The organism is Pseudomonas sp. S2_F07, from assembly GCF_054668325.1.
Genome location: NZ_CP162758.1, coordinates 97,490 through 119,468, shown reverse-complemented (window position 1 = coordinate 119,468; position 21,979 = coordinate 97,490). Strand labels below are relative to the sequence as shown.

General features: G+C 59.8%; 23 protein-coding genes and 1 pseudogene. 16 read left to right on the top strand and 8 right to left on the bottom strand.

From position 1 onward, the window contains the following. Positions 1-50 precede the first annotated feature (50 nt). Positions 51-1,580 carry a DUF3300 domain-containing protein gene (locus tag AB4O40_RS00600; protein ID WP_460056711.1) on the top strand — a complete coding sequence of 510 codons (1,530 nt, stop codon included), beginning with the start codon at positions 51-53 and terminating at the stop codon, positions 1,578-1,580. Positions 1,581-1,660: 80 nt separating this feature from the next. After that, on the top strand, positions 1,661-2,494 hold the full coding sequence (locus AB4O40_RS00595; RefSeq protein WP_056722951.1) for a DUF2950 domain-containing protein: 834 nt from the start codon (positions 1,661-1,663) through the stop codon (positions 2,492-2,494). Between the two features lie 42 nt (positions 2,495-2,536). Here the strand turns inward: AB4O40_RS00595 and AB4O40_RS00590 are convergent, their stop codons facing one another. Further along, positions 2,537-3,040, bottom strand: coding sequence for a GNAT family N-acetyltransferase (locus AB4O40_RS00590; RefSeq protein ID WP_460056715.1), 504 nt, complete (start codon positions 3,038-3,040; stop codon positions 2,537-2,539). 157 nt (positions 3,041-3,197) lie between these two features. On the opposite strand from AB4O40_RS00590, the gene AB4O40_RS00585 reads away from it, so the two are divergent. The 4 genes from AB4O40_RS00585 to arsH are packed head-to-tail and all read left to right on the top strand — an operon-like array spanning position 3,198 to position 6,055. Next, positions 3,198-3,545, top strand: a complete 348-nt coding sequence (locus AB4O40_RS00585) for a metalloregulator ArsR/SmtB family transcription factor (RefSeq protein ID WP_056722953.1) — start codon at positions 3,198-3,200, stop codon at positions 3,543-3,545. Between the two features lie 23 nt (positions 3,546-3,568). Next, the gene (locus AB4O40_RS00580; protein ID WP_056722954.1) at positions 3,569-4,852 is read left to right on the top strand and encodes an arsenic transporter; all 1,284 of its coding nucleotides are present in this window, start codon (positions 3,569-3,571) and stop codon (positions 4,850-4,852) included. Between the two features lie 28 nt (positions 4,853-4,880). After that, positions 4,881-5,351 (top strand): arsenate reductase ArsC, encoded by a 471-nt coding sequence (locus tag AB4O40_RS00575; protein WP_056722955.1) that lies wholly within the window; start codon positions 4,881-4,883, stop codon positions 5,349-5,351. Positions 5,352-5,362: 11 nt separating this feature from the next. Further along, positions 5,363-6,055: an arsenical resistance protein ArsH gene (gene arsH / locus AB4O40_RS00570; protein WP_056722956.1), complete on the top strand. Its 693-nt coding sequence runs from the start codon at positions 5,363-5,365 to the stop codon at positions 6,053-6,055. 116 nt (positions 6,056-6,171) lie between these two features. Here the strand turns inward: arsH and AB4O40_RS00565 are convergent, their stop codons facing one another. Beyond that, positions 6,172-7,011: a hypothetical protein gene (locus AB4O40_RS00565; RefSeq protein WP_460160121.1), complete on the bottom strand. Its 840-nt coding sequence runs from the start codon at positions 7,009-7,011 to the stop codon at positions 6,172-6,174. Between the two features lie 441 nt (positions 7,012-7,452). Between AB4O40_RS00565 and AB4O40_RS00560 the strand changes: the two genes are divergently transcribed. From AB4O40_RS00560 to AB4O40_RS00535, 6 genes are all read left to right on the top strand, one after another. After that, a complete protein-coding gene (locus AB4O40_RS00560) occupies positions 7,453-8,229 on the top strand; it encodes an ABC transporter substrate-binding protein (RefSeq protein WP_056722964.1) in 777 nt (258 codons plus the stop codon). 116 nt (positions 8,230-8,345) lie between these two features. Then, entirely contained in the window at positions 8,346-9,035 is a 690-nt protein-coding gene (locus tag AB4O40_RS00555; protein WP_046040455.1) for an ABC transporter permease, read from the top strand. Between the two features lie 13 nt (positions 9,036-9,048). Then, complete coding sequence (locus AB4O40_RS00550) at positions 9,049-9,747, top strand: ABC transporter permease (protein WP_046040453.1); 699 nt, start codon at positions 9,049-9,051, stop codon at positions 9,745-9,747. A gap of 9 nt (positions 9,748-9,756) precedes the next feature. Beyond that, a complete protein-coding gene (locus AB4O40_RS00545) occupies positions 9,757-10,869 on the top strand; it encodes a succinylglutamate desuccinylase/aspartoacylase family protein (protein WP_046040451.1) in 1,113 nt (370 codons plus the stop codon). A gap of 18 nt (positions 10,870-10,887) precedes the next feature. Then, positions 10,888-11,652: an ABC transporter ATP-binding protein gene (locus AB4O40_RS00540; protein WP_056722970.1), complete on the top strand. Its 765-nt coding sequence runs from the start codon at positions 10,888-10,890 to the stop codon at positions 11,650-11,652. 127 nt (positions 11,653-11,779) lie between these two features. Then, a complete protein-coding gene (locus AB4O40_RS00535; RefSeq protein WP_046040448.1) occupies positions 11,780-12,688 on the top strand; it encodes a MurR/RpiR family transcriptional regulator in 909 nt (302 codons plus the stop codon). 22 nt (positions 12,689-12,710) lie between these two features. Here the strand turns inward: AB4O40_RS00535 and AB4O40_RS00530 are convergent, their stop codons facing one another. Continuing rightward, the gene (locus AB4O40_RS00530) at positions 12,711-13,625 is read right to left on the bottom strand and encodes a universal stress protein (protein WP_056722974.1); all 915 of its coding nucleotides are present in this window, start codon (positions 13,623-13,625) and stop codon (positions 12,711-12,713) included. A 340-nt stretch (positions 13,626-13,965) separates the two neighbouring features. On the opposite strand from AB4O40_RS00530, the gene AB4O40_RS00525 reads away from it, so the two are divergent. After that, on the top strand, positions 13,966-14,394 hold the full coding sequence (locus AB4O40_RS00525) for a potassium channel family protein (protein WP_056722975.1): 429 nt from the start codon (positions 13,966-13,968) through the stop codon (positions 14,392-14,394). A 151-nt stretch (positions 14,395-14,545) separates the two neighbouring features. After that, positions 14,546-15,292, top strand: coding sequence for a fumarate/nitrate reduction transcriptional regulator Fnr (fnr, locus tag AB4O40_RS00520; protein ID WP_223541864.1), 747 nt, complete (start codon positions 14,546-14,548; stop codon positions 15,290-15,292). A gap of 33 nt (positions 15,293-15,325) precedes the next feature. Here fnr and AB4O40_RS00515 read toward each other — a convergent pair whose 3' ends face one another. Continuing rightward, entirely contained in the window at positions 15,326-16,225 is a 900-nt protein-coding gene (locus AB4O40_RS00515) for a universal stress protein (RefSeq protein ID WP_223541863.1), read from the bottom strand. 190 nt (positions 16,226-16,415) lie between these two features. Between AB4O40_RS00515 and AB4O40_RS00510 the strand changes: the two are divergent. Continuing rightward, a pseudogene (locus tag AB4O40_RS00510) lies at positions 16,416-16,540 on the top strand (GNAT family N-acetyltransferase); the annotation flags it as partial. 52 nt (positions 16,541-16,592) lie between these two features. Here the strand turns inward: AB4O40_RS00510 and AB4O40_RS00505 are convergent. Together AB4O40_RS00505 and AB4O40_RS00500 are read right to left on the bottom strand one after the other, a co-directional pair. Continuing rightward, on the bottom strand, positions 16,593-17,516 hold the full coding sequence (locus tag AB4O40_RS00505; protein WP_223541862.1) for a universal stress protein: 924 nt from the start codon (positions 17,514-17,516) through the stop codon (positions 16,593-16,595). Between the two features lie 46 nt (positions 17,517-17,562). Beyond that, entirely contained in the window at positions 17,563-17,787 is a 225-nt protein-coding gene (locus AB4O40_RS00500; RefSeq protein WP_056722983.1) for a hypothetical protein, read from the bottom strand. Positions 17,788-18,079: 292 nt separating this feature from the next. Here AB4O40_RS00500 and AB4O40_RS00495 point away from each other — a divergent pair, with 292 nt between their 5' ends. Then, positions 18,080-19,006: a universal stress protein gene (locus tag AB4O40_RS00495; protein WP_223541861.1), complete on the top strand. Its 927-nt coding sequence runs from the start codon at positions 18,080-18,082 to the stop codon at positions 19,004-19,006. A 66-nt stretch (positions 19,007-19,072) separates the two neighbouring features. Here the strand turns inward: AB4O40_RS00495 and AB4O40_RS00490 are convergent, their stop codons facing one another. Together AB4O40_RS00490 and AB4O40_RS00485 are read right to left on the bottom strand one after the other, a co-directional pair. After that, positions 19,073-20,482: an amino acid permease gene (locus AB4O40_RS00490; RefSeq protein ID WP_056722987.1), complete on the bottom strand. Its 1,410-nt coding sequence runs from the start codon at positions 20,480-20,482 to the stop codon at positions 19,073-19,075. Between the two features lie 85 nt (positions 20,483-20,567). Continuing rightward, on the bottom strand, positions 20,568-21,881 hold the full coding sequence (locus AB4O40_RS00485; RefSeq protein WP_056722989.1) for an OprD family porin: 1,314 nt from the start codon (positions 21,879-21,881) through the stop codon (positions 20,568-20,570). Between the last annotated feature and the right edge of the window lie 98 nt (positions 21,882-21,979).

Sequence of the window (21,979 nt, the reverse complement as noted above, 5' to 3'; positions counted from 1 at the left end):
CAGGGATTGGTCCACCCACTTCAAGCCTGCCTGACCCCATGGGGGGTGCAATGCACAATCCATTACTTTACGCGTTGTCGGCTGTACTGTTCTTGAGCGGATCGTCCTGCCTGGCACTGGATACGAATGGGACCGCCGCCACACCGACAGCCGCCGCTGCCCCCGCTCCGGCAAGCGCGACCACGGCAGCGCCCGCCGCCCCGGTGGCCAAGGATCCGGTGTTTACCCAGGAACAGCTGGATCAGATGCTGGCGCCCATTGCGCTTTACCCGGACCCACTGTTTGCACAGGTGCTGATGGCCTCCACCTACCCCGGGGAAGTCGGCGAGGCGGTCAGTTGGTCCAAGGCGCACCCCGACGCCAAGGGTGACGATGCGGTCAGACAGGTGGCGAACCAGCCCCGGGATCCGAGCGTGCAGGCGCTGGTCGCCTTCCCGCAGGTTCTGGTAATGCTGGGGCAGGACCCCGTCTGGGTCCAGCGCCTGGGTGATGCCTTCCTGGCGCAGCCCGACGATCTCATGGAAAGCGCCCAACGCTTGCGTCGCCAGGCACAGGCCGCCGGCAATCTGCAGAGCAACCAGTATCAGAACGTGACGATCCAGAATGTCGCGCCGTCGGCACCGGCGACCACGAACGCGGCACCGGCCCCTGAAGCGGCCCCGGCCAGCAACTCCACCATCATCATTCAGCCTGCCGATCCGCAGGTGGTGTACGTCCCCACCTATAACCCGACAACCACCTACGGCACCTGGGCCTACCCGGCATCGCCGCCCGCGTACTATCCACCGCCACCGGCCTATTACCCCGGTCAGGCGCTGATGGCCGGACTCGCGTTTGGCGCCGGTGTGGCGATCGTTGGATCCTTGTGGGGTGAATGTGACTGGGGCAATAACGACGTCGACATCGACGTCAATCGCTACAACAACATCAATGCCAACAACCGGATCAACAACAACAAATGGCAGCACAACCCGGTGCATCGCAATGGCGTGCCCTATCGGGACAATGCGAGCCGCGCACAGTACGGTCGCCAACTCAATGGTGCCAATCAGCGGGAAGCCTATCGCGGAGACAATGCCCAACGCGCCCAGGCCCGTGAAAATGCCCGCACCTCAATGGACAAGCACGGTATCGAACGACCTGCCACCAGCAACCGCGAAGCCCGTGATCAAACGCGCAAACTCCAGTCCGCAACTGCGGGCGGCGATCGACGGCAGGCCGGTGCAGACAGGCCCAAGGCAGCGGACAGAAGCCAGGGCACGACCAGAAACACCCGGGAGAACCAGCAGCCCAGGAGAGAGACCCAGCAGGCCAGGAACCAGAGTTCCCAGTTGAATCAGCGCCGGGAAGGCTCCGCGCAGACGCGGCAAGCGACGAACAAACGGCCCGCCGCCAGTGCCGGCAGTGCCCGCAACAATGCGTTCGCCGGCGCACGGTCACCGTCCCAGGCCAACGTCCAGGCCAATCGAGGCCGGGCCAGCCAGGCATCCGCCCAACGCCCCAGTGCCTCGCGATCAGCCGGTCACCAGGTCAGCCGGCCGTCCAATCCACCAGCGCGTCAAAGGGGGGGCCGCCGTTGAAAAACCATCCTCGATTGAAGGGACTCACGGGCTTGCTCCCTCATGTCCTGGTTATAGCCGCCGGCTTGTTGTGGTCGTGCATGGCGACGGCACAGCAGGCCTTTCCAACCCCGGAAAAGGCCGCCGAAGCCTTCGTCGAGGCACTGGGCACGGAGCACTCCGACCAGGTACGCCTGACCGAGCTGCTAGGCAGCGACTGGCACAGCTACATCCCCCGCGAAGGCGTGCAGCGCGAAGATGTGGATGCATTTTTGCAGCAATACCGCGAGCAACACCACATTGAAAACACCAGCGACCGCAAGGCCATCCTGGCGGTTGGCAGCAACAACTGGACACTGCCCATCCCCATGACCAAAGCCGCGGACGGTTGGCGCTTCGACATGAAGGCCGGCAGTGCCGAGATCCGTGCACGTCAAATCGGCCGCAATGAACTTGCCGCGGTGCAATCGGTGCTGGCCTATCACGATGCCCAGATGGACTATGCGTCAGTGGATCGGGACCATGACGGCGCACTCGAGTATGCGCAGAAAATCTTCAGCACCCCCGGCCAGCACGACGGACTCTATTGGGCCGAAGACGACAGCGACCAGATCAGCCCGTTGGGGCCATCGTTCGGCAAAGCCATTGCCGATGAAGAGTGGCACGGCTACCGCTTCCGCATCCTTAATGGCCAGGGTCCTTCGGCACCTGGCGGCGCCTACAGTTACCTCATCGGTGACAAGATGAGCCGGGGCTTTGCGCTGATCGCCTGGCCGGTGAAGTACAACGACACCGGCGTGATGAGTTTCATGATCAGTCATGAAGGCCAGGTGTTCGAGAAAGACCTGGGGCCCGAGAGTGAAAAACTGGCTCTGGCGATGAAGCGCTTTGATCCGGATGACAGCTGGAAAGAGGTGGCTGAGGACCAGGAGTAGCAGGCGCGACCTGCTGCAAGCCTTCAGAACGGCTCAAGGCAGTTATCTGATCGACAGGACGAATCGGTCTTCGCCCCCGGTGTTGTCGTTACAGGAGGGTTGCTCAAGCTTGAATTCGCACCGATCCAGAACTTTTCTGGAACCGGCATTCTCCCTGAAAGCATACGCAACCAGTTGCACCAGTCCCCAGCGCATCCGTGCCTCCTGGATCAGGTGTCTCAACGCCAGTGTTGCCAGCCCCTGGCCGCATGCGCGCTGATCAATCCGATAGCCCACCTGCGCAGAACCCGTCGATGAATCGATGCTTTTCAGATTGGCTCGACCGACGATTCTCTGACTGCAATCCTCGATGACAAAGGGGTGCCAGGCGCCGATGGCAAAATCGGACAAATAGCTTTCGATATGATCGGCGACACCCTGCAACGAGTAAAAAGCAGGATCGCGCGCATCGATATGGGATTCGAACCATTCACGGTTTTGGATTTCGAAAGCCAGCAACGCTTGAGCGTCAGTCATTTTCAGCTCGCGTACGCTAAACGATTCCATTCACCACCTCTCCTTTGTCTTGTGCCGAATTGGCTCGAGTCTATCCCATACCTGAACATCCTGGCCGGACCGAGCCTTACCTTCTCAGTCAGAGCGGCTTGCACAAAACATATGGAAAATCGTATATTCGAATAACCATATGTGTCGAGCCACGCCAATGCTCAATCCTGCTGCCGTATTCAAATGCCTGTCCGACGAAACCCGCGCCCGGGCCACCTTGCTCATCACCCGTGAAGGCGAGTTGTGCGTGTGTGAGCTGGTCTGCGCCCTGGACGACAGCCAGCCCAAGATTTCCCGCCATCTTGCCCAGCTTCGCGGCTGCGGCCTGCTTCTCGACCGCCGCCAGGGACAGTGGGTGTATTACCGACTGAACCCCGAACTGCCCGCGTGGGTTCGCGACGTTCTCGAGACAACCTTGCTGGCAAACGCCGACTGGCTTGCGAACGACAGTACTCGCCTTGCCGCGATGGGCGACCGTCCGCTCAACACTTCCGCCTGCTGCTAACCCTTCATTCATCGAGACTGTGCATGTTTACTGCGTTTACCATTTTCCTGCTCACCATGGTGTTGGTCATCTGGCAACCCAAGGGCCTGGGCGTCGGCTGGAGCGCCTCCCTGGGGGCCGTCCTGGCCCTGCTGGCAGGCGTCGTGACGCTGGGCGATATCCCACTGGTGTGGGGCATTGTCTGGAACGCCACCGCGACCTTCATCTCGCTCATCATCATCAGTCTGCTGCTCGATGAGGCCGGGTTTTTCCAGTGGGCGGCACTGCATGTGGCGCGCTGGGCCAAGGGTGACGGGCGGCGCCTGTTCGTCTTCACGATACTGCTGGGGGCCGGCGTATCCGCCCTGTTTGCCAACGACGGTGCCGCCCTGATCCTGACCCCCATCGTCGTTTCAATACTGCTCGCACTGCGCTTTTCGCCAGCCTCTACCCTGGCGTTCGTCATGGCGGCCGGTTTCATTGCCGACACGGCGAGCTTGCCCCTGGTGGTGTCCAACCTCGTCAACATCGTTTCGGCCGACTACTTCAACCTGGGCTTCAGCGAATACGCCGCCATCATGGTGCCGGTCAACTTCGTTGCCGTGGCGACCACGCTCGTGGTGCTGTACTGGTTTTTCCGGCGTGACATTCCCAGGCATTACGCGCTCGATGACGTGATGGATCCGCGACGCGCCGTGCGTGATCCCCTGACCTTCCGCGTCGGCTGGCTTGTCCTGGCGCTGCTGCTGATCGGGCTGTTTGCCCTGGAACCCTTGGGCATTCCCATCAGCGCCATCTCAGCGGTCTGTGCCGCGATGCTGTTCGCCGTGGCGGCGCGTGGGCATGTGATTTCAACGCGACGGGTACTGCGTGAAGCGCCCTGGCAGGTCGTGATCTTTTCACTGGGCATGTACCTGGTAGTGTACGGGCTGAAAAACGCCGGACTGACCACCTACATGACCATGGCCCTGAACTACTTGGCCGAATTCGGTATCTGGGGCGCCGCGCTCGGCACTGGCCTGCTCACGGCCTTGCTGTCATCGGGCATGAACAACATGCCCACGGTGCTGGTGGGTGCCCTGTCGATCCAGGCCAGCGACGCCACCGGTGTGGTGCGCGAGGCCATGATCTACGCCAATGTCATCGGTTCCGACCTGGGCCCCAAGATCACCCCTATCGGCAGCCTGGCCACCCTGCTCTGGCTGCATGTCCTGGAGCGCAAGGGCATCCGCATTACCTGGGGTTACTACTTCAAGGTCGGCGTGGTCCTGACCCTGCCGATCCTGTTCATCACCTTGTCTGCCCTGGCCCTGCGCCTGAGCGTCTAGCCCTGTGCGACTGCAAAGAGGAATCACCATGCGCGTTCTGTTTATGTGTACCGCCAATAGCTGTCGCAGCATCCTGTCCGAAGCCATGTTCAACCATCTCGCCCCCGAAGGTTTTGAGGCGGTCAGTGCCGGCAGCTTCCCCAAGGGCCAGGTGTTGCCCCGCAGCCTGAGCACGTTGCAAGAGGCCGGCATCGCCATCGACGGTTTGAGCAGCAAAGGCAATGAGGCGTTCGAAGCCAACCCGCCGGACATCGTCATCACGGTCTGCGACAAGGCCGCCGGTGAGGCGTGCCCCGTGTACTTCGGGCCGGCGCTGAAAGCTCATTGGGGCCTGGAAGACCCATCGGACATCAAGGGCGATGAAGCGACGGTATCGGCGGCGTTCCACTCAACCCTGGCGCACATCGAAACGCGTTGCCGGGCATTGCTCGACCTGCCTTTTGCACAACTTGACCGCGATGCGCTGAAGCGGGAACTCGACCGCATCGGCACGCTTTGACCGGAGCCCCCATGACCCATCCCCTGCCCAATCTCGACACGTCACTGACCCAGCCCATCGCCGGACGCGACGACCAGCACAAGCCACGCATCCTGCTGCTGTACGGCTCGACTCGTGCACGGTCGTTCAGTCGCCTGCTGGTCGAGGAAGCGGCCCGGTTGCTCGAACACTTCGGCGCCGAGACTCGGATCTTCAACCCATCAGGCCTGCCGCTTCCGGACGACGCGCCCTCCGATCACCCGAAAGTCCAGGAACTGCTCGAACTGATGCAATGGTCCGAAGGCCAGGTCTGGTGTTCGCCAGAGCGCCACGGCTCCATGTCTGCAGTGTTCAAGGCGCAAATCGACTGGGTGCCGTTGGCGTTGGGCGCCGTTCGCCCGACCCAGGGGAAAACCCTCGCGGTCATGCAGGTCTGCGGCGGTTCCCAGTCCTTCAATGTGGTGAATCAGCTTCGTGTGCTGGGCCGCTGGATGCGCATGTTCACCATCCCCAATCAATCTTCCGTGCCAAAGGCTTTTCTGGAGTTTGACGACGCCAATCGCATGAAACCCTCGTCGTTGTACGACAGGGTGGTGGACGTCATGGAGGAACTGGTGAAATTTACCCTGCTGCTACGGGATCGCCCCGATCTGGTAGACCGCTACTCGGAACGCAAAGAGTCCGCAGAGGAACTGACTCAGCGCGTGAATCAGCGGTCGATCTGACTGTAGAAATGTTCCCCCAGGCCCGATAACCGAAAAAAGTCGCAAACCCCACGACGTTTCAGGGCTTGCGACTCTTTACTGCTATGCCTGCGGTGTTCATTGCCGAACGTGCAGGCTTAGTTCTCTACCTCGACCGCGTCGAAATCCGGCTCGTCCGGGGCATCCGGGGCGTCCGCCATATCTTCCCCGGCGTCCTTCGCCACGGCCTTGGCGGCCTCTCTGGCTGCCTTCGCCTCGGCTTTGGCGGTGTCCCTCGCGGCATCCGCGGTAGCCCGGGCAGCATCCCCGGCGGCATCTGCGTCGGCCTTGGCCGCGTCCCTCGCTGCATCTGCAGCGGCACGGGCAGCGTCCCCGGCGGCGTCTGCGTCTTCGTCCGCCAAGCCAGCAGCTTTTGCGGCATCCCGGGCTGCATCAGCTTCAGCCCTGGCGGCGTCCCGGGCGGCATCCGCAGTCGCTTTTGCCGCATCACGGGCTGCATCCGCAGTCGCTCTGGCCGCGTCACGGGCTGCCTTGGCATCAGCCTTGGCAGCGTCCCGGGCTGCATCGGCGGCATCGTTGTCTGCATCGTGATCAGCGTCGTCAGCGTCGTTGTCATGGGCATTGCCCGGGCCTTTGTTCCCGGCTACACCACCATGGTCAGCGTCGCCGCGCCCCGGACCTCCATGACCGTCACCGTCATGGCCGGCAGCGCCATGATCGCCACCCTTGGCTCCATCACCGCCAGCACCGTGACCGCCTCCACCGTCACCACCTCCATCACCGCCGTGGCCACCACCTCCAGCGCCGCCACCGCCACCGCCACCGCCACCGCCACCGTGACCTCCACCGCCTCCACCGCTGCCGCCATCCTTGGCATACACGCTGGAGAAACTACCGATGTAGTCGGGCACCAGGACAGTCGATGCCGACAGGACTCCACCGATGGCCAGAGCCAATAAACATTTCTTGAGCAGCATGATGCACCTCCGCATGGAGTTGCGTACTCATCTCCGTATCGAACGCAATGTCCAGTGAGTTCCCGGCCGCCCATTGGAGCAGCCGGCCAACCGGCACGGCCATCAATCTGCAGCATTATCGAGCTGCTGCGGTATCCGCACGATCCCTGAAAGCCAGCTGGCATCGTTGCGTGGGAAACATTCCCACATTTTTTTTGGATAAGTACTTTCAGCCCGAGTTCAAAAAAACAGCTTCAGGGACTGACGCATGGATTGAGCAACCACTTCAACCCGACTCATTGGAGCATCGCCACGCCGCAAACTGATATGATTATTTTCAGATATCTTGCATATAGAATTTTATTGTGTCATTTATAGCCTCGCCGATCACAGGACTGATCCACCGCGCCAACCCGGATGGCGGGCACCCGTTCCCCCAAATGCCCTCCAGGAGTCAACAATATGAACAAGACAGAACTTCTAGGTGCTCTGGCGCTATGCGCCTTCAGTTTCCTGGCACATGCCGACGAAGACAGCCTGCGTATCGGTATCGAAGCCGCCTACCCGCCCTTCTCCTTCAAGACACCCGAAGGCAACGTCAGCGGGTTCGACTACGACATCGGCAACGCCTTGTGCGAAGAAATGAAGGTCAAGTGCGAGTGGGTCATTCAGGAGTTCGACGGCATGATCCCGTCGCTCAAAGTGCGCAAGATCGATGCCGTGCTGTCGTCGATGTCGATCACCGAAGACCGGATGAAGTCCGTGGACTTCAGCAAAAAGTACTACCACACGCCTGGCAAGTTCGCGATGAAGGCCGGCAACGTGATCAATGACCCCCTGATCGACCTCAAGGGCAAGAAAGTCGGCGTGCAACGCTCCTCGACTTACGATCGCTTTGCCACCGAGCAACTGGAAAAAGCCGGCGTCGTCGTGGTGCGCTACGGCTCACAGAATGAAGCCTTCCTCGATCTCGCCTCGGGTCGTCTGGACGCCACCCTCGCCGACATCGTCAACACCGATGAGAGCTTCATCAAGACACCCGCCGGCCAGGGCTTCGCACTCACGGGGCCCGACATCAACGACCCGAAGTATTTTGGCCGGGGCGCCGGGATCGCCGTGCGCAAGGGCGACAGTGCCAACGTTGCGCGCCTGAGTGCCGCGATTGACGCCATTCGCGCCAATGGCAAGTACCAGCAAGTGATGACCAGGTACTTCGCGTTCGATATCTACGGCGAGTAGGCCTTACCCCTGCCCCACTGACCCCAGCCCCGGCGCCGGCCCTGCGCCGGCCCTGCGCAGGCACCTGTCGGGGCTTGTCTTGCGCGCCTCGCGGCGCTCGCTTGAGGAACTTCATCATGCTTCACGGCTACGGATCGAGCATTCTCGATGGCGCCTGGCTGACCATAAACCTGGCCCTGACGTCCATGTCCATGGCGATTGCCCTGGGCCTGATCGGCGCGGCCTTTCGCTTGTCACCGCTCAAATGGCTGGCCCTGCTCGGGGAAAGCTACACCACCCTGATTCGCGGCATTCCAGACCTGGTGCTGATCCTGCTGATCTTCTACGGCGGCCAGGATCTGGTGAACCGAATTGCCCTGGCGCTCGGTTACACCCGCTATATCGACATCAACCCCTTTATTGCCGGCGTCTGCACCATGGGCTTCATTTTTGGCGCCTACCTCTCGGAAACCTTTCGTGGCGCCTTCATGGCGATCCCCAAGGGTCAGGCCGAGGCTGGCGTGGCCTATGGCATGGGCGGTGCGCAGGTGTTCTGGCGAATCCTGGTGCCGCAGATGATTCGCTTCGCCATCCCCGGGTTCACCAACAATTGGCTGGTGCTGACCAAATCCACTGCGCTGATCTCCGTGATCGGCTTGCAGGACATGATGTTCAAAGCCAAGAACGCAGCGGATGCCACACACGAGCCATTTACGTTTTTCCTCGCGGTGGCAGCGCTGTACCTGATGCTCACCAGCCTGTCCTTGCTGGTGCTGCGCTATCTGGAAAAACACTACTCGGTCGGCATCAAAGCCGCCGAATTGTGAGGGGGAGCCACCCATGATTCTCGACTACAACCTGATCTGGGAAAACCTGCCGCTGTACTTCAATGGCGCCTTGTTGACCCTCAAAGTCCTGCTCATTTCCCTGGCGCTGGGTCTGGTATTGGCGATGCCACTGGCGCTGATGCGAGTGTCGCGATCGCCGCTGATCAACTTCCCGGCCTGGCTCTATACCTACGTGATTCGCGGCACGCCGATGCTCGTGCAATTGTTCCTGATCTACTACGGCCTGGCGCAGTTCGAAGCGGTGCGCCAAAGCGTGCTCTGGCCTTACCTGTCCAGCGCCACCTTTTGCGCCTGCCTGGCCTTCGCGATCAACACCAGCGCCTATAGCGCCGAGCTGCTGGCCGGCAGTCTGAAAGCCACCCACCCTGGCGAGATCGAAGCCGCCAGGGCCATGGGCATGTCACGCCTGACCCTGTATCGCCGCATTCTCATGCCATCGGCCTTGCGCCGGGCATTGCCGCAATACAGCAACGAAGTGCTGATGATGCTGCAAACCACCAGCCTGGCCTCCATCGTCACCCTCGTCGATATCACCGGGGCCGCGCGCACGGTCAGCTCACGCTTCTATCTACCGTTCGAGGCGTTCATCACCGCCGGCCTCATCTACCTCGCACTGACCTTCATCCTGGTGCGCCTGTTCAAGCTGGCCGAGCGCCGCTGGCTGGCGTACCTGGCACCGCGCAAGCACTAAGGAGCTGCTATGGAGCACATTCAATACCTGTTGCCGTGGAGTGCCTCGGGCACCGAGCGAACGCTGTCACTGTTTCGTTTTGGCAGCGGACCGCGCAAGGCCTACATCCAGGCGTCACTGCATGCCGACGAATTGCCGGGGATGCGCGTTGCCGTCGAGCTCAAGCGCCGTCTTCTGGAACTGGAAACCCAAGGCCGCCTGAGCGGGGTGATCGAGTTGGTGCCCATGGCCAATCCGATCGGTATCGCCCAGATGTTCCAGGCCACCCATCAGGGGCGCTTCGAGTTCTCCAGCGGCAAGAATTTCAATCGCGACTTCCCGGTGTTGGTCGATGCCATTGCGCCACTGCTGGAAGGCCGATTGGGCGACGATGCCGATGCCAACATCGCACTCATCCGCCGCGCCATGATCGATGCCCTGGTCGCCATGCCGGCACCGACCTCGGAACTCGACGGCCTGCGCCGCCTGTTGCTGCAGCATGCCTGTGACGCCGATGTGGTGCTGGACCTGCACTGCGATTTCGAATCGATCATGTTGATGTATGCGATGCCACAAATCTGGCCACGCTTGCAATCACTGGCCGCTCGCCTCGGCGCGGGGGTCACGTTATTGGCCGAAGATGCGGGCGGCAGTGCCTTCGACGAAGCCTGCGCCATTGCATGGTTACGCCTGGCCGAGCTGTTTCCCGAAGCCAATATTCCCCTGGCGTGTGCGGCCACCACCATCGAATTGCGGGGCATGGCAGACACCGAACGCGAGCAATGCCTCGACAGTGCCCAAGCCATTCTCGGGTATCTCGCCGAACAAGGCCTGATCAGCGGTGAATGGCCAGCGGCACCGCCGAGCCATTGCCAGGCCATGCCATTCGCCGGCGCGCAGTACGCCTGTGCGCCCCACCCGGGTGTGGTGAGTTTTCTGCAACCGCTGGGCGCCCGGGTCAAGGTCGGCGATCCGCTATTCGAAGTCATCGACCCGCTGACCGACCGCCATAGCGTGGTGAGCGCCAGCACCGACGGCATTCTCTATGCCCGCGAACGGCTGCGCTTTGCCCAGCCTGGATTGTGGCTGGCCAAGGTTGCAGGCGTTACCCCCATTCGCCAGGGTCGCTTGCTCAGCGACTGACTCCAGAGAGTTCAAACCATGTACAAACTTGAAGTTCGAGACCTGCATAAAAGCTACGGCGCGCATCAGGTGCTCAAGGGCGTTTCCCTGCAGGCACAGGCCGGTGACGTGATCAGCATCATCGGTTCCAGCGGCTCTGGCAAAAGTACGTTCCTGCGCTGCATCAACCTGCTGGAGCAACCCAATGCGGGCAATATCGTACTCAATGGCGAACCGCTCAAGCTGGTGGCCAACAAGCTCGGCGGACTGAAGGCGGCCGAACCCAAACAGTTGCAACGCATGCGTTCGCAACTATCGATGGTGTTTCAGCACTTCAACCTGTGGTCACATATGAGCGCTCTGGAAAACGTCATGGAAGCGCCAGTGCATGTGCTGGGCCTGGGCAAGAAAGAGGCACGGGAAAAGGCCGAGCACTACCTGGACAAAGTCGGTGTGGCGCACCGCATGAACGCCTGGCCGGCGCATATGTCCGGTGGCGAGCAGCAGCGCGTGGCCATTGCCCGCGCATTGGCGATGGAACCGCAAGTGATGCTGTTCGATGAGCCGACGTCGGCCCTCGACCCCGAACTGGTCGGCGAAGTGCTTAAAGTCATGCAGGATCTGGCCCAGGAAGGCCGCACCATGGTGGTGGTGACTCACGAAATGGGCTTTGCCCGCGAGGTTTCGAACCAACTGGTGTTCCTGCACAAGGGCATGGTCGAAGAGCGCGGCGACCCGCGTGAAGTGCTGGTCAACCCGCAGTCCGAACGCCTCCGGCAGTTTCTGGCCGGGAGCCTGAAGTAACGCCGCCCCCCACCCATGCACTGCTCGGCGCTGCCCAGACAAGGTTGGCTTCGGATACACTCCGGCCAACCTTGTCAGGGCATCAGGCACAGCCCTTCTCTCACCTTCAGGAAATGTTGAGCCGGATATGCCCACCCCATCGAAAGACACCACTGTCTATGCCGCGCCGGTCATGCGCAAACTGACGGAAATCGTTTCCGATCTGCCGCCGTCACTGCGCAAGGTCGCGGACTTTATCCTGCGTCACCCGCTCAAGGCCGCGACGCTGACCATCGAGGAGATGGCGCACGAAACATTGACCTCACCCGCCGCCGTCAACCGTCTGGCCAAAGCCCTGGACCTCGGTGGCTACAGCGGCATGAAGGCCGAGCTGGTCGCAACGTTGCAGCAGATGGTGTCGCCGGTCGACAAGCTGCGCAACGAACTTGCCCATCGCCCCGGCGGCGCGTTTGGCCTGCATGAACAACTGCAGAGCGCCAGCAGCAACCTGGCCACTGCGGCGAGCAACAACCACGCCGACACCTTCGAAGCATTCGTCACTCGCCTGATCAAAGCGCGCAAAATCTACATCCTGGGCTTTGGCAACAGTGTCTACTTCGCCGGCCTCGCCGCGTCGACCCTGATGCCCTTCTGTGCGGACGCCACTGCCATCAGCATGGAGGGCGGCAACGAAAACGCCGCTTACCGTCTGGCCGCGATCACCGACCAGGACGTGCTGCTGGCGATCGCCCTGCCGCGCTACTCCCTCGACACCCTGCAACTGGCACGCTTCGCCAATGAACGCGGCGCATCGGTGCTGGCAATTACCGACTCACCCGCCTCGCCGCTCACCGGCATTGCCCAGCACACGCTGTTTGCGCCTTGCGATCACCCGGTGCTTACCAGTTCCAACATCGCCGTACTGGCCTTGATCGAAGGCTTGGTCGCCGGCGTGATGGCGCGCAATAAAGAAGCGGTCAAACTGGCAACCGAACTGACTGAAAGCGTGATGTCGTACCTGCACATCCCTGCCAGCGGCAAACCTGCGAAAAAGTGAGTACCTGGCGCCACTGGCAGCATCAGGCCAGGGGCTTGACGAACATCAAACTGCACTGCGCATTGGTCAACACCTGCTCAGCAGTGCTGCCCAGGAACATGTCGCCCCCGCGGTGATGATACGCAGTGCCCAAGACCAACAAGTCAAAAGCATTGTGTTGCGCAAATTGCCTGATCACTTTGTGGGGTAGACCGGTCAGAAGATGCCGTCGTTCTTCTTCTATGCCATAACGATCGGCAAGCGCCTCGAAGGCCTCCTCCTGGGCATCGATGACCGCTTCTTTCAAGCTACCGCCCAGGCTCAATGTCGGTACGCTCATTTTCGTATCGCCTACCACCGCCCAGCTGTTGACACTAAGCACATGCAAGGCGGCACCCGATGACGCCGCCAGTGTCGAGGCTACGTCGACAATCCGGTCGTTCAGCCCTTGGCTCAGCTCCTCCAGATGAGACAAATCCATGGCGGCGAGAATCTTCAAGGGTGTGGAGTTCTTGCCCTCGGCCACCAGGTGCAGGTGGGCAGGACAATCACGCAGTAACAGCAAGTCCACGGGCTGGTGGAACGCACGGCCGAGTGCCGATACATAGTGGAAGTCCTTGATGACCAGATCCGGGTGGAAGTCATTCACATACTCAAGCACATGAGCCGGGCTCGATTTGCTCCAGACCACTTCCGTGGTCACCTGCAGTCCCACGCACTTTTGAATTCGGCCTTGCTGCTCCAGCCATTGGCGATGCACTTGCAAATAGCCTTCTCGTGCCTGGGCCATCGCTTGATGGTCAAACAAACCGGCCAACGCCAGCGCCGGGACATAATCGAACGCCACGATGTGCAAACATGCGCCCGTTGCACAAGCCAATGCATGAGCTCGCTCAAATGCCGGAGTACGGACCATTTCCGCGGGTGCGATCAACAAGATTCGCTTAAGTTTAAGCATCATATACCTCGTACTTGCAGCACCTCACGGTCACGACTGCAATCCCGGCTCCTGTCGGACTGCATGCCATCTCTCAATACTTGCCGGGTGCTTTATCGGCGGACTCCAGGCGGGCATCGACTTCCTGCGCGTGTCCTGTTGATCGAGTATCTGGCGTGAGAACCTGTACTCCTCTGATATTTGTCAAACATGAGTGCGCTTTCCTTTGGCGCACAGATAACTTGCCATCGACAGAAGGATTGTTGATAAAGCTCAAAGCTTTTTTGTTGCGCTGGCGTAGAACACACTATGCGGGCACTCACGGTCCGTCGTGGACAACCAGTCAGAACGAGGTACTGCCATGCTGGCAGTTACATTGATCAATACGTTGGTGGTCATCATAGTCGTCGTCATTCACTACGAATGCCTGTTGCGTCTGAACGACTGGCTTCCCCGACTCAACCTTTGGAGTCGTTTCAGAATTGTGGTGGGCGTGTTCGGTGCCCTGGTGGCCCATGCACTCGAGGTCTGGTGTTTTGCGCTGGTTTATTACCTGATGGTCCACTCTGAAAAGTGGGGCAGTTTGCAGGGAAATTTCGACGGTTCACTGATGGACTGCGTGTACTTTTCCTTCACCACTTACACGACAATCGGTTTTGGCGATATCTCGCCGGTGGGCAATCTCAAATACCTGACGGGGCTGCAAGCGCTGACGGGGCTTGTTCTGATTACCTGGACGGCTTCGTTTCTGTTTCTCGAAATGCAGAAATACTGGAAAAGCAGCAGATAAATCGCCTTGAGCAGCAGGTCGCCCTTGAGTATCACCCGCAGTACAAAAGTGATTCCCAATTACTCATTCAGTCGCGCCAATGTCCGAGAAAAATCAGCCTCGGCCCCCATGGAGTCTAAGCTCTACGCATCAATACCGGACATACCAGAACATGTCTGAAATCAAACTGTCGGCCGTCCATTCTCTCAAGACGGCCTGTTCAAACTGTAGCGTAATGGAGCTATGCCTGCCCCTTGGCCTGACCGGTCAGGAGGTCGCGCGCCTGGACACACTGATCGTTCAAAGGGTCAAGGTTAAAAAAGGCGCCACACTCTACCGGGCCGGCGACCCGCTGCGTTCGCTGTTTGCCGTTCGTATTGGTTCATTCAAGACCAGTGTGCTTTCAATCGATGGTCGCGAGCAGACCACCGGATTCCATATGCCCGGTGAGATGCTCGGCCTGGACGCTATCAGTAACGAGTTGCACGCTTGCAGTGCTTTTGCCCTGGAGGACAGTGAAGTCTGTCCTGTCCACTTCTCTCAACTGGAGAAACTCGCCCAGGAATTGCCTTCACTGCAGCACAGCCTGAACAAAATCCTCAGCCGTGAAATCGTGCGTGATCATGACATGTTGATGATGCTGGGCAACATGAACTCGGATGAGCGCCTGGCGGCGTTCCTGCTGAATCTGTCCCAGCGCTTGAGCTTGCGAGGTTATTCATCGAGCAACTTTGTGCTGAAAATGCGCCGTGAGGAAATTGGTTCTTACCTGGGCCTGCGACTGGAAACCATTTGCCGGGGGATTGCACATCTGCGCGATCAAGGACTGGTGGAGGTGTCCGGTCGAGACGTCAGGATTCATGATATGGAAGGGCTTAAACAGCTGATTGCAGGCTGTAATCGCCCTCCCCTGCGCTAGGTGCTGCCAATCGGCGCTTGACGAACATGAGGCTCACTGCCTGACAGCCAGAATGCTACCTGGTACAGAGTACAGCGCCCGTTCCGTGTTACTGCCAATCAACTGGTCGATTCCGACCCGATGCACAGTGCCCATCACCACTACATCCGCCAGATACGCCTCGACAAACTCTCGAATGGCCGGCACCGGCGGGCCCATGACGAAATGCCGACGCTCCGGTGGCACGTTGTAGCGATCCGCCAGATTGACAAACGCCAGGTGCAAGGACGAACGCAGATCCTCGATGAAGTCCCCGGCCCATCCACCACTGACCAGCGGTGCATCACCATTGAAAGCCGGCGACAAGTCATAGGCGTAAAGCAGATGCAAGGGGGCATCACATTGCAGGGCCAACGCATTGGCGGTCTGGATGATGGTGTCGTTCAGGCCGCTGATTTGCGTTGAAGGATCGAACGGATCCACTGCCGCTACAACACGGTGCGGCAAGCCGTAGCGGGCCTGGTTCACCAGGAGCACGGGGATCGGGCATTCGCGCAGCAGGTGGCAATCGAGCGGGGTGATGAATACTCGCTTGAGCATTGGCTCCAGAGTCACATCCTTGATCAACAGATCGGGATCGAGGTCGGCGACAGTCTTCAGAATGTCCAGCAACGGGTGGGTCGTGAAAACCACATCGACCGTCACTTGCAGCCCCTGGTCGCTCAACCGTTCAACTTCATCGGCCACCCAACGGCGATAGCGCCGCAAATAACGTTGCTGCCCTGCATCGTCGGTTTTCTCCTCCCACAAATGCACCATCGGCACCGGCTCGACAAAAGCCCGCACGTCGAGTGCGGCACCGCTGGCCCTGGCCAGTGCGACGGCACGCAACGTGGCAGGGGACTGGTGCAGGGTTTGATCGGCGATCAGCAGTAAACGTTGATATTGCCCCATCACACACCTCGGCTCAGCTCCGGTCTTGAAGTACCGGCAATGCTCAAGACTGCGTCCGAACCCTCACCCCCTGCTTGATTTTAATCAAACACAAGCGAATGAACACCGCCATGACAGGTTCCTGATCCAGATCAGATAAAAGCACGGCCACCGGCGTAAAAAAGACCTGAGCCGCACGCTTGCATCAATCCAGATGGACTCGGTGGACGCCTCCAGCAATGCGCCGATGCGCGAACTGGCCCGATACCTGGGTTTCGACACACACACAATGATCCGGATGACAGTCAGCAGGTCATTCACCGGCTTTACCTGTAAAAAGTTGCCCCGCGAGAGTCTGGCCAACAGCTTGTCGCGGGGCGAATGATCTTCAGGACTGCAGCATCCTGCCCGGTTTGATTGCCAGCACGCTGCAAGGTGCCCGATGCAGGAGTTGCTCAGCGGTACTTCCCGGCAGCTTGCTCAACCCTTTGTGCTGCACGGTCCCCATCACAATGACGTCCGTGTGGTGCCCGGTGGCAAATTCGCAAATACTCGGGATCGGCGCACCTTCAATGAAATGGCGACACGCCGGTGGCACCCCGTGGCGCTCGGCTAAAGCTGAAAACGCTTCGCGCTCAGCCGTTCCCAGGGCTTCATAAATCCCGGTGGCCAGAGGCAACGCGCCAAAGCCCATATCCTGGACATACGCGGCCGTCCAGTCATACACGTGCGCCAGCTCAAGCCGGGCCTCGCAGACTGACGCCAGTTTCTTCGCGGCAGCGACAATCCGATCGTTGAACACCAGGTCCTGCTCTTCGCTGCGCAATACATCGACGATGACCAAAATGTTGTGCGGCTGCGGGTTGCGGTCGTCAGTCACCAGATGCACCGGCACCGGACAATCGCGCAGCAATTGCCAGTCCAGCGCCGAGAAGAACACCCGTTTCAAGGCAGACTCCTGTTGAGCACCCTTGATGATCAGCGCCAAGGGCATCTCGCTGACAAAATGCACGATCTCTGCATAAGGAGCCTGTACCCACGCGACCTCACTGGTGACCTTCACGCCGTGCATGCTCAACCTTTCAGCTTGCTGCACAAGCCACTGTCGATGGGCTTGAAGGTAGCCCTCCCTGGCCGCGCTTATTTGTTCGGGGGCGAACAGACCGGCTACCGCCAGGGCCTGAAAATAATCGAATGCCACGATATGCAGGGGCAATTGCATGGCGCGAGCCAACGCGCCGGCGCGATCGAATGCCGGTGTCTGGGTCATGGTCGGGGGGGCGATCAACAGTACATGCTGAGCATTAGACATAGGACACCTCGGTACCCGGGTATATGGACAGGCGTGGTCGGTATCGTCACTCCACGAGGTCGAAACGAACCTCCTGTTCCCGGGCCGGGACAGTTCGACAGCTTGCCGCCGAGCGGACAGTCACTGGCCAGACATGAGGTGCCTCGATACGTGCCTTGAGTTGGCCGACAAAGCTACTGGCAGCTTCCTGGCTATTGAAATTGACTTCCAGGGCATCCAGGTGCACGACCCAGCAATGGGGAACCCGTTGCTCGGTAATATCAATGTTCATCGTCAACCTCCGTTAAAGCTGGAGACATGCTTTAACTTCAAAGTGTAATTGCGACCTTCATGACCCTGCTCCCGAGACTGCACCGGGCTGGCAGGCGAAGGTTTGACAATGGTCAACAAATCCGTGTTTGGACCTGCCGTGCCCACCGCACGTCGGGAGCGTATTCCGGTCAAGCGACTGCTTGATAAAGATCAAACTCATCTCTGTGCGTCGTCTCAAGATCCAGGCAAGGTGTTCCTGCCTGAATGCAGCCTCTCAAATGAGCAGACGCAATCGCCACGGGAGATTTGTCATGTCCGAGCCATCAAGATTCATGCTGGTCGTCTCACCGCTCATGAAAAACAGCCCGGCCTTCGACCGGGCTGCCGCCCTGGCCAAGGCCTCGGGAGCTGCACTGCACATCGTTGCGTTTGATTACCTGGAAGGCCTGGTGACCGCGGGTCTGGTGAACGAGCAGGCGCGCGAAGAAATCCGTTTGGGCTATGTCGAACGCCACCAGCAATGGCTCGAAGAACAGGCCCGGCCGTTACGCAAGATCGGCGTGCACGTCACGACCGAAGTGGTCTGGGTCAATAACCCGTTGCAGGAAATCCTGATTCATCTTGAAGAGGCCAAAATGGCTGTTCTGATCAAGGAACTGGAACACGAGTCGCTGCTGTCGCGGCTGATGTTCACCCCCCTCGATATTCATCTGCTACGCGAGTGCCCGGTGCCTCTGCATTTTGTCAGCCAGATGCATCACGCACTGCCGCGCAGGATCGTTGCCGCCGTCGACCCTTTCCATCGTGATGGCCAGTACGAAGGTTTCAACGACAGGATTTTGCGCGAAGCGTCGAAACTGGCGAGCACCTGCAACGCCCAACTCGATGTCGTCTATGCCCATGACCTGTCTTCGATCAGTGCCGACGAATTTGGCTTTAGCAATGGCTCGGCGTTTTTCTCTTCAAGCAAAGCCAAGACCCTGTTCGACATGCAGGGCGAGGCCTTCGGCGAGTTGGCCGAGCGCAACGGCATCCCGCCGCAGAACCAGCACATGATCATGGGCGACCCGGCCAGGGTGCTGTGCAGCTTCGCCGATGCCTATGACATCGACGTGATTGTCATGGGCCGCGTGGGGCATCGCGCGATGGAGCGTTTGATCGGCAGTACCGTGGAACACCTGCTTTACAAAATGCCGTGCAGCATCTGGGTGGTTTCCCCCGAAGAACTCGAGGGATGACACCCCGGGAAATAAAGGCGATGGGAGAACGAGTATTAAGTGCGCCGCCCCGGCACGACCCTCAGGCTAGAGTCTGGCTTGCGCACTCAGCGCCGCAACGCCCCTGGTCTTGCGGAAGAAAACACCGTAGACAATCGACAGCACCAGCAGGAACGGCACGCCGAACACCAGGGTCATCTTGAAGGCTTCAGTGAAGTAGGTCGTGATCATCACGGCCCCCATCAGCACCAGCCCCAGCAATGTGCTGTAGGGAAACAGGCGCATGCGGAACGACAGTTTGCGGTTGCCGTTGCGTTCGTGAAAACGACGGAAACAGAAGTGTGTGAGGAAGATCATGAACCAGGTAAAGATCGCGCCGAACATCGAGATCGCCATCATCAAGGTGAACGAACTTTCCGGGTACAGGATGTTGAGCAAGGTCGCCAGGGCGATACCCGAACTGGAGAGCAACAGCGCGTTCAGCGGGATCCCGGTCTTGCTCAATACCCCCATGGATTTTGGCGCGTAGCCGGCGCGGGACAGGCTGAACATCATGCGCGTGGTGATGTACAACTGGCTGTTCATCGCTGACAACGCCGCAATCAGGATCACGAAATTCATCACGCCGGTGGCGCCGGGAATGCCGATGGCTTGCATCACCGTGACGAACGGACTCTGGGCATGGCCAGCCTGGACCCAAGGCACGATCGCCAGCATCAACGCCAGGGTCAGCAGGTAGAACACCACCAGGCGCACGATAGTCCCGCGGAAGGCTTTCTTCACCGCTTGTTCCGGGTCTTTTGCCTCACCGGCCGCCACCGCGATCATCTCCACGCTCAGGTAGCTGAAGATCGACACGATCACCGCGATCCACATCCCTTGCAGACCATTGGGGAAAAAGCCGCCGTGAGCCGTGTAATTGTGCACGCCGTATTGCGGATTGCCGGAACCGAACACCACGTACACCGCCAGGATGATGAAACCGACAATCGCGCCGATCTTGATGGTCGAGAACCAGTACTCGAAGGTGCCGAAGGTCTTCACGCTGATGGCATTGAGCACGATCAGCACGCTGGAGAACGAGACGATCCATATCCACTCCGGCACGTTGGCGAACCAGTACTTCATGTACATCGCCACCGCCGTCACTTCCGTGCCCACCGCCAGCACAATCGCCGCCCAGTAGGCATAGCGCACCAGGAACCCGGCCAGCGGGCTGACATAAAATTCGGCGTAGGCACCGAACGAACCCGAGGTCGAATGGGCCACGGTCATTTCCGCCAGGCAGCCCATCAGCAGCAAGGTGATGATTGCGCCGATGGCATAGCTGAGCAATACGCTCGGCCCGGCATAGCCGATGGCATAGGCGCTGCCCATGAACAGCCCGGTGCCGATTGCACCGCCAATGGCGATCATGCTCATTTGCCCCGACGTCAACTGACGCCGCAGGCCGTGTTCACGCTTGGATATCGTTTCGAAACCGGAGTTATCGGTCATTTTTATGTCCTCTGGATTTTGTCTTTCTTGAAGAGCACGTCGTGGGTTTAACAGTGGGGATCAGCCACGCACAGCAGGACACGGATCAGAAAATACTCAGTGGATACTCGATGATCACCCGGACTTCGTTGTTGTCCGTGGTATCGGCGCGGGCGACCTGCGCGGTGGAACGCACACTGGCCTGACGCACGCGGATTGAAAGGTCCCGGGCCTTGCCCGACTGCACGACATAGCGCGCCTCGATGTCGCGCTCCCAGCGCTTGCCGTCATCGCCGTATCGTCCGTAGGCGCCATTGGGGCCACCGTCATAATGGCTGTCATCGATGTGGTCACCACTGACGTAGCGGGACATGAAGCTCAGGCCCGGCACCCCGAAAGGCGCCATGTCCAGGTCATAACGCAGTTGCCAGGAGCGTTCGTTGGGGGCGTTGAAGTCGAGGACCTGAATCGAGTTGGCGAGGAAAATCGAGGTACCCGGTTGCTGATCGAACCCCAGGTAATCGAACGGCTCGTCGCCATCGACCCGCTGGTACGCCAAGGTCAACCGATGGGCACCGAACCTGTACGCGGTGGACAGCGACCAGGTGGTGTTGTCGATCCTGCCGGCCAGGCTCTGGCCGCTGTCGTTGGTGCGGTAGATGTTGAAATCCAGGTTCAGCGACTGGCCTTCACCAAGGGCATGGGTGTAGTTGGCGTTGCCGTAGTACTGGCGCCAGATGTCGGTGAACTGTGAACCGTAGAGGCTGACACTCAGTTGATCGCTCAGGGCGTAGCTGCCGCCCAGATAATCGACACTGCGGGTTTCCACGCCGGCGTACAGCGCTTTGAGCGCGCCATTGGCATTGGTCGAATTACTGTCGTTGCCGGCGGTGAAATGACCGATGTCCAGTTGCAACGCCTTGAGTTCATTGCTGGTCAGTTGAAAGCCGGTGGCACTGCTGGTGAACAGTCGCGCATTGCCGGTGCCGAACACCGGGTTGAGCGGGGTCAGGTTGCCGTACTTGAGTTCGGTCCGGGAAATCCGCGCCTTCACCGCGCCACCCGCTTCGGAGTACTCATCCTCGGGGCGACCATCGGCATCGACCGGCAGTAAACCCGTACCCGTGCGTCCCTTGCCACTGTCGAGCTTGAGGCCCAACTGCGCGTAGGCATCGACCCCGAAACCCACCGTTCCCTGGGTGTAGCCGGAGCGGTAATCGAGCATGATCCCGTGGGCCCACTCATCCCGATAATTCTGCCCGCCCGGGTTGTTGAGGTTATTGCGGTAGAAATAGAAGTTACGGTTAGTCAGGGTCAGGCTGCTGTCTTCGACAAATCCGTTGTCGGAGGCGGCACAGGCCATTTGGCCAAGGCAACTGGAGATGGCGAGCGGCAAGGCGGGCCAGAGGGACAGTTTCATTCTGCGTGCTCCTTATTATTGTGATTGCAGAACTGGTTATTGCCGGCGGCCGAAGCCCTGCCGCCGAGAAACTCCTGCGGCAGGAATCGGATGTCGGA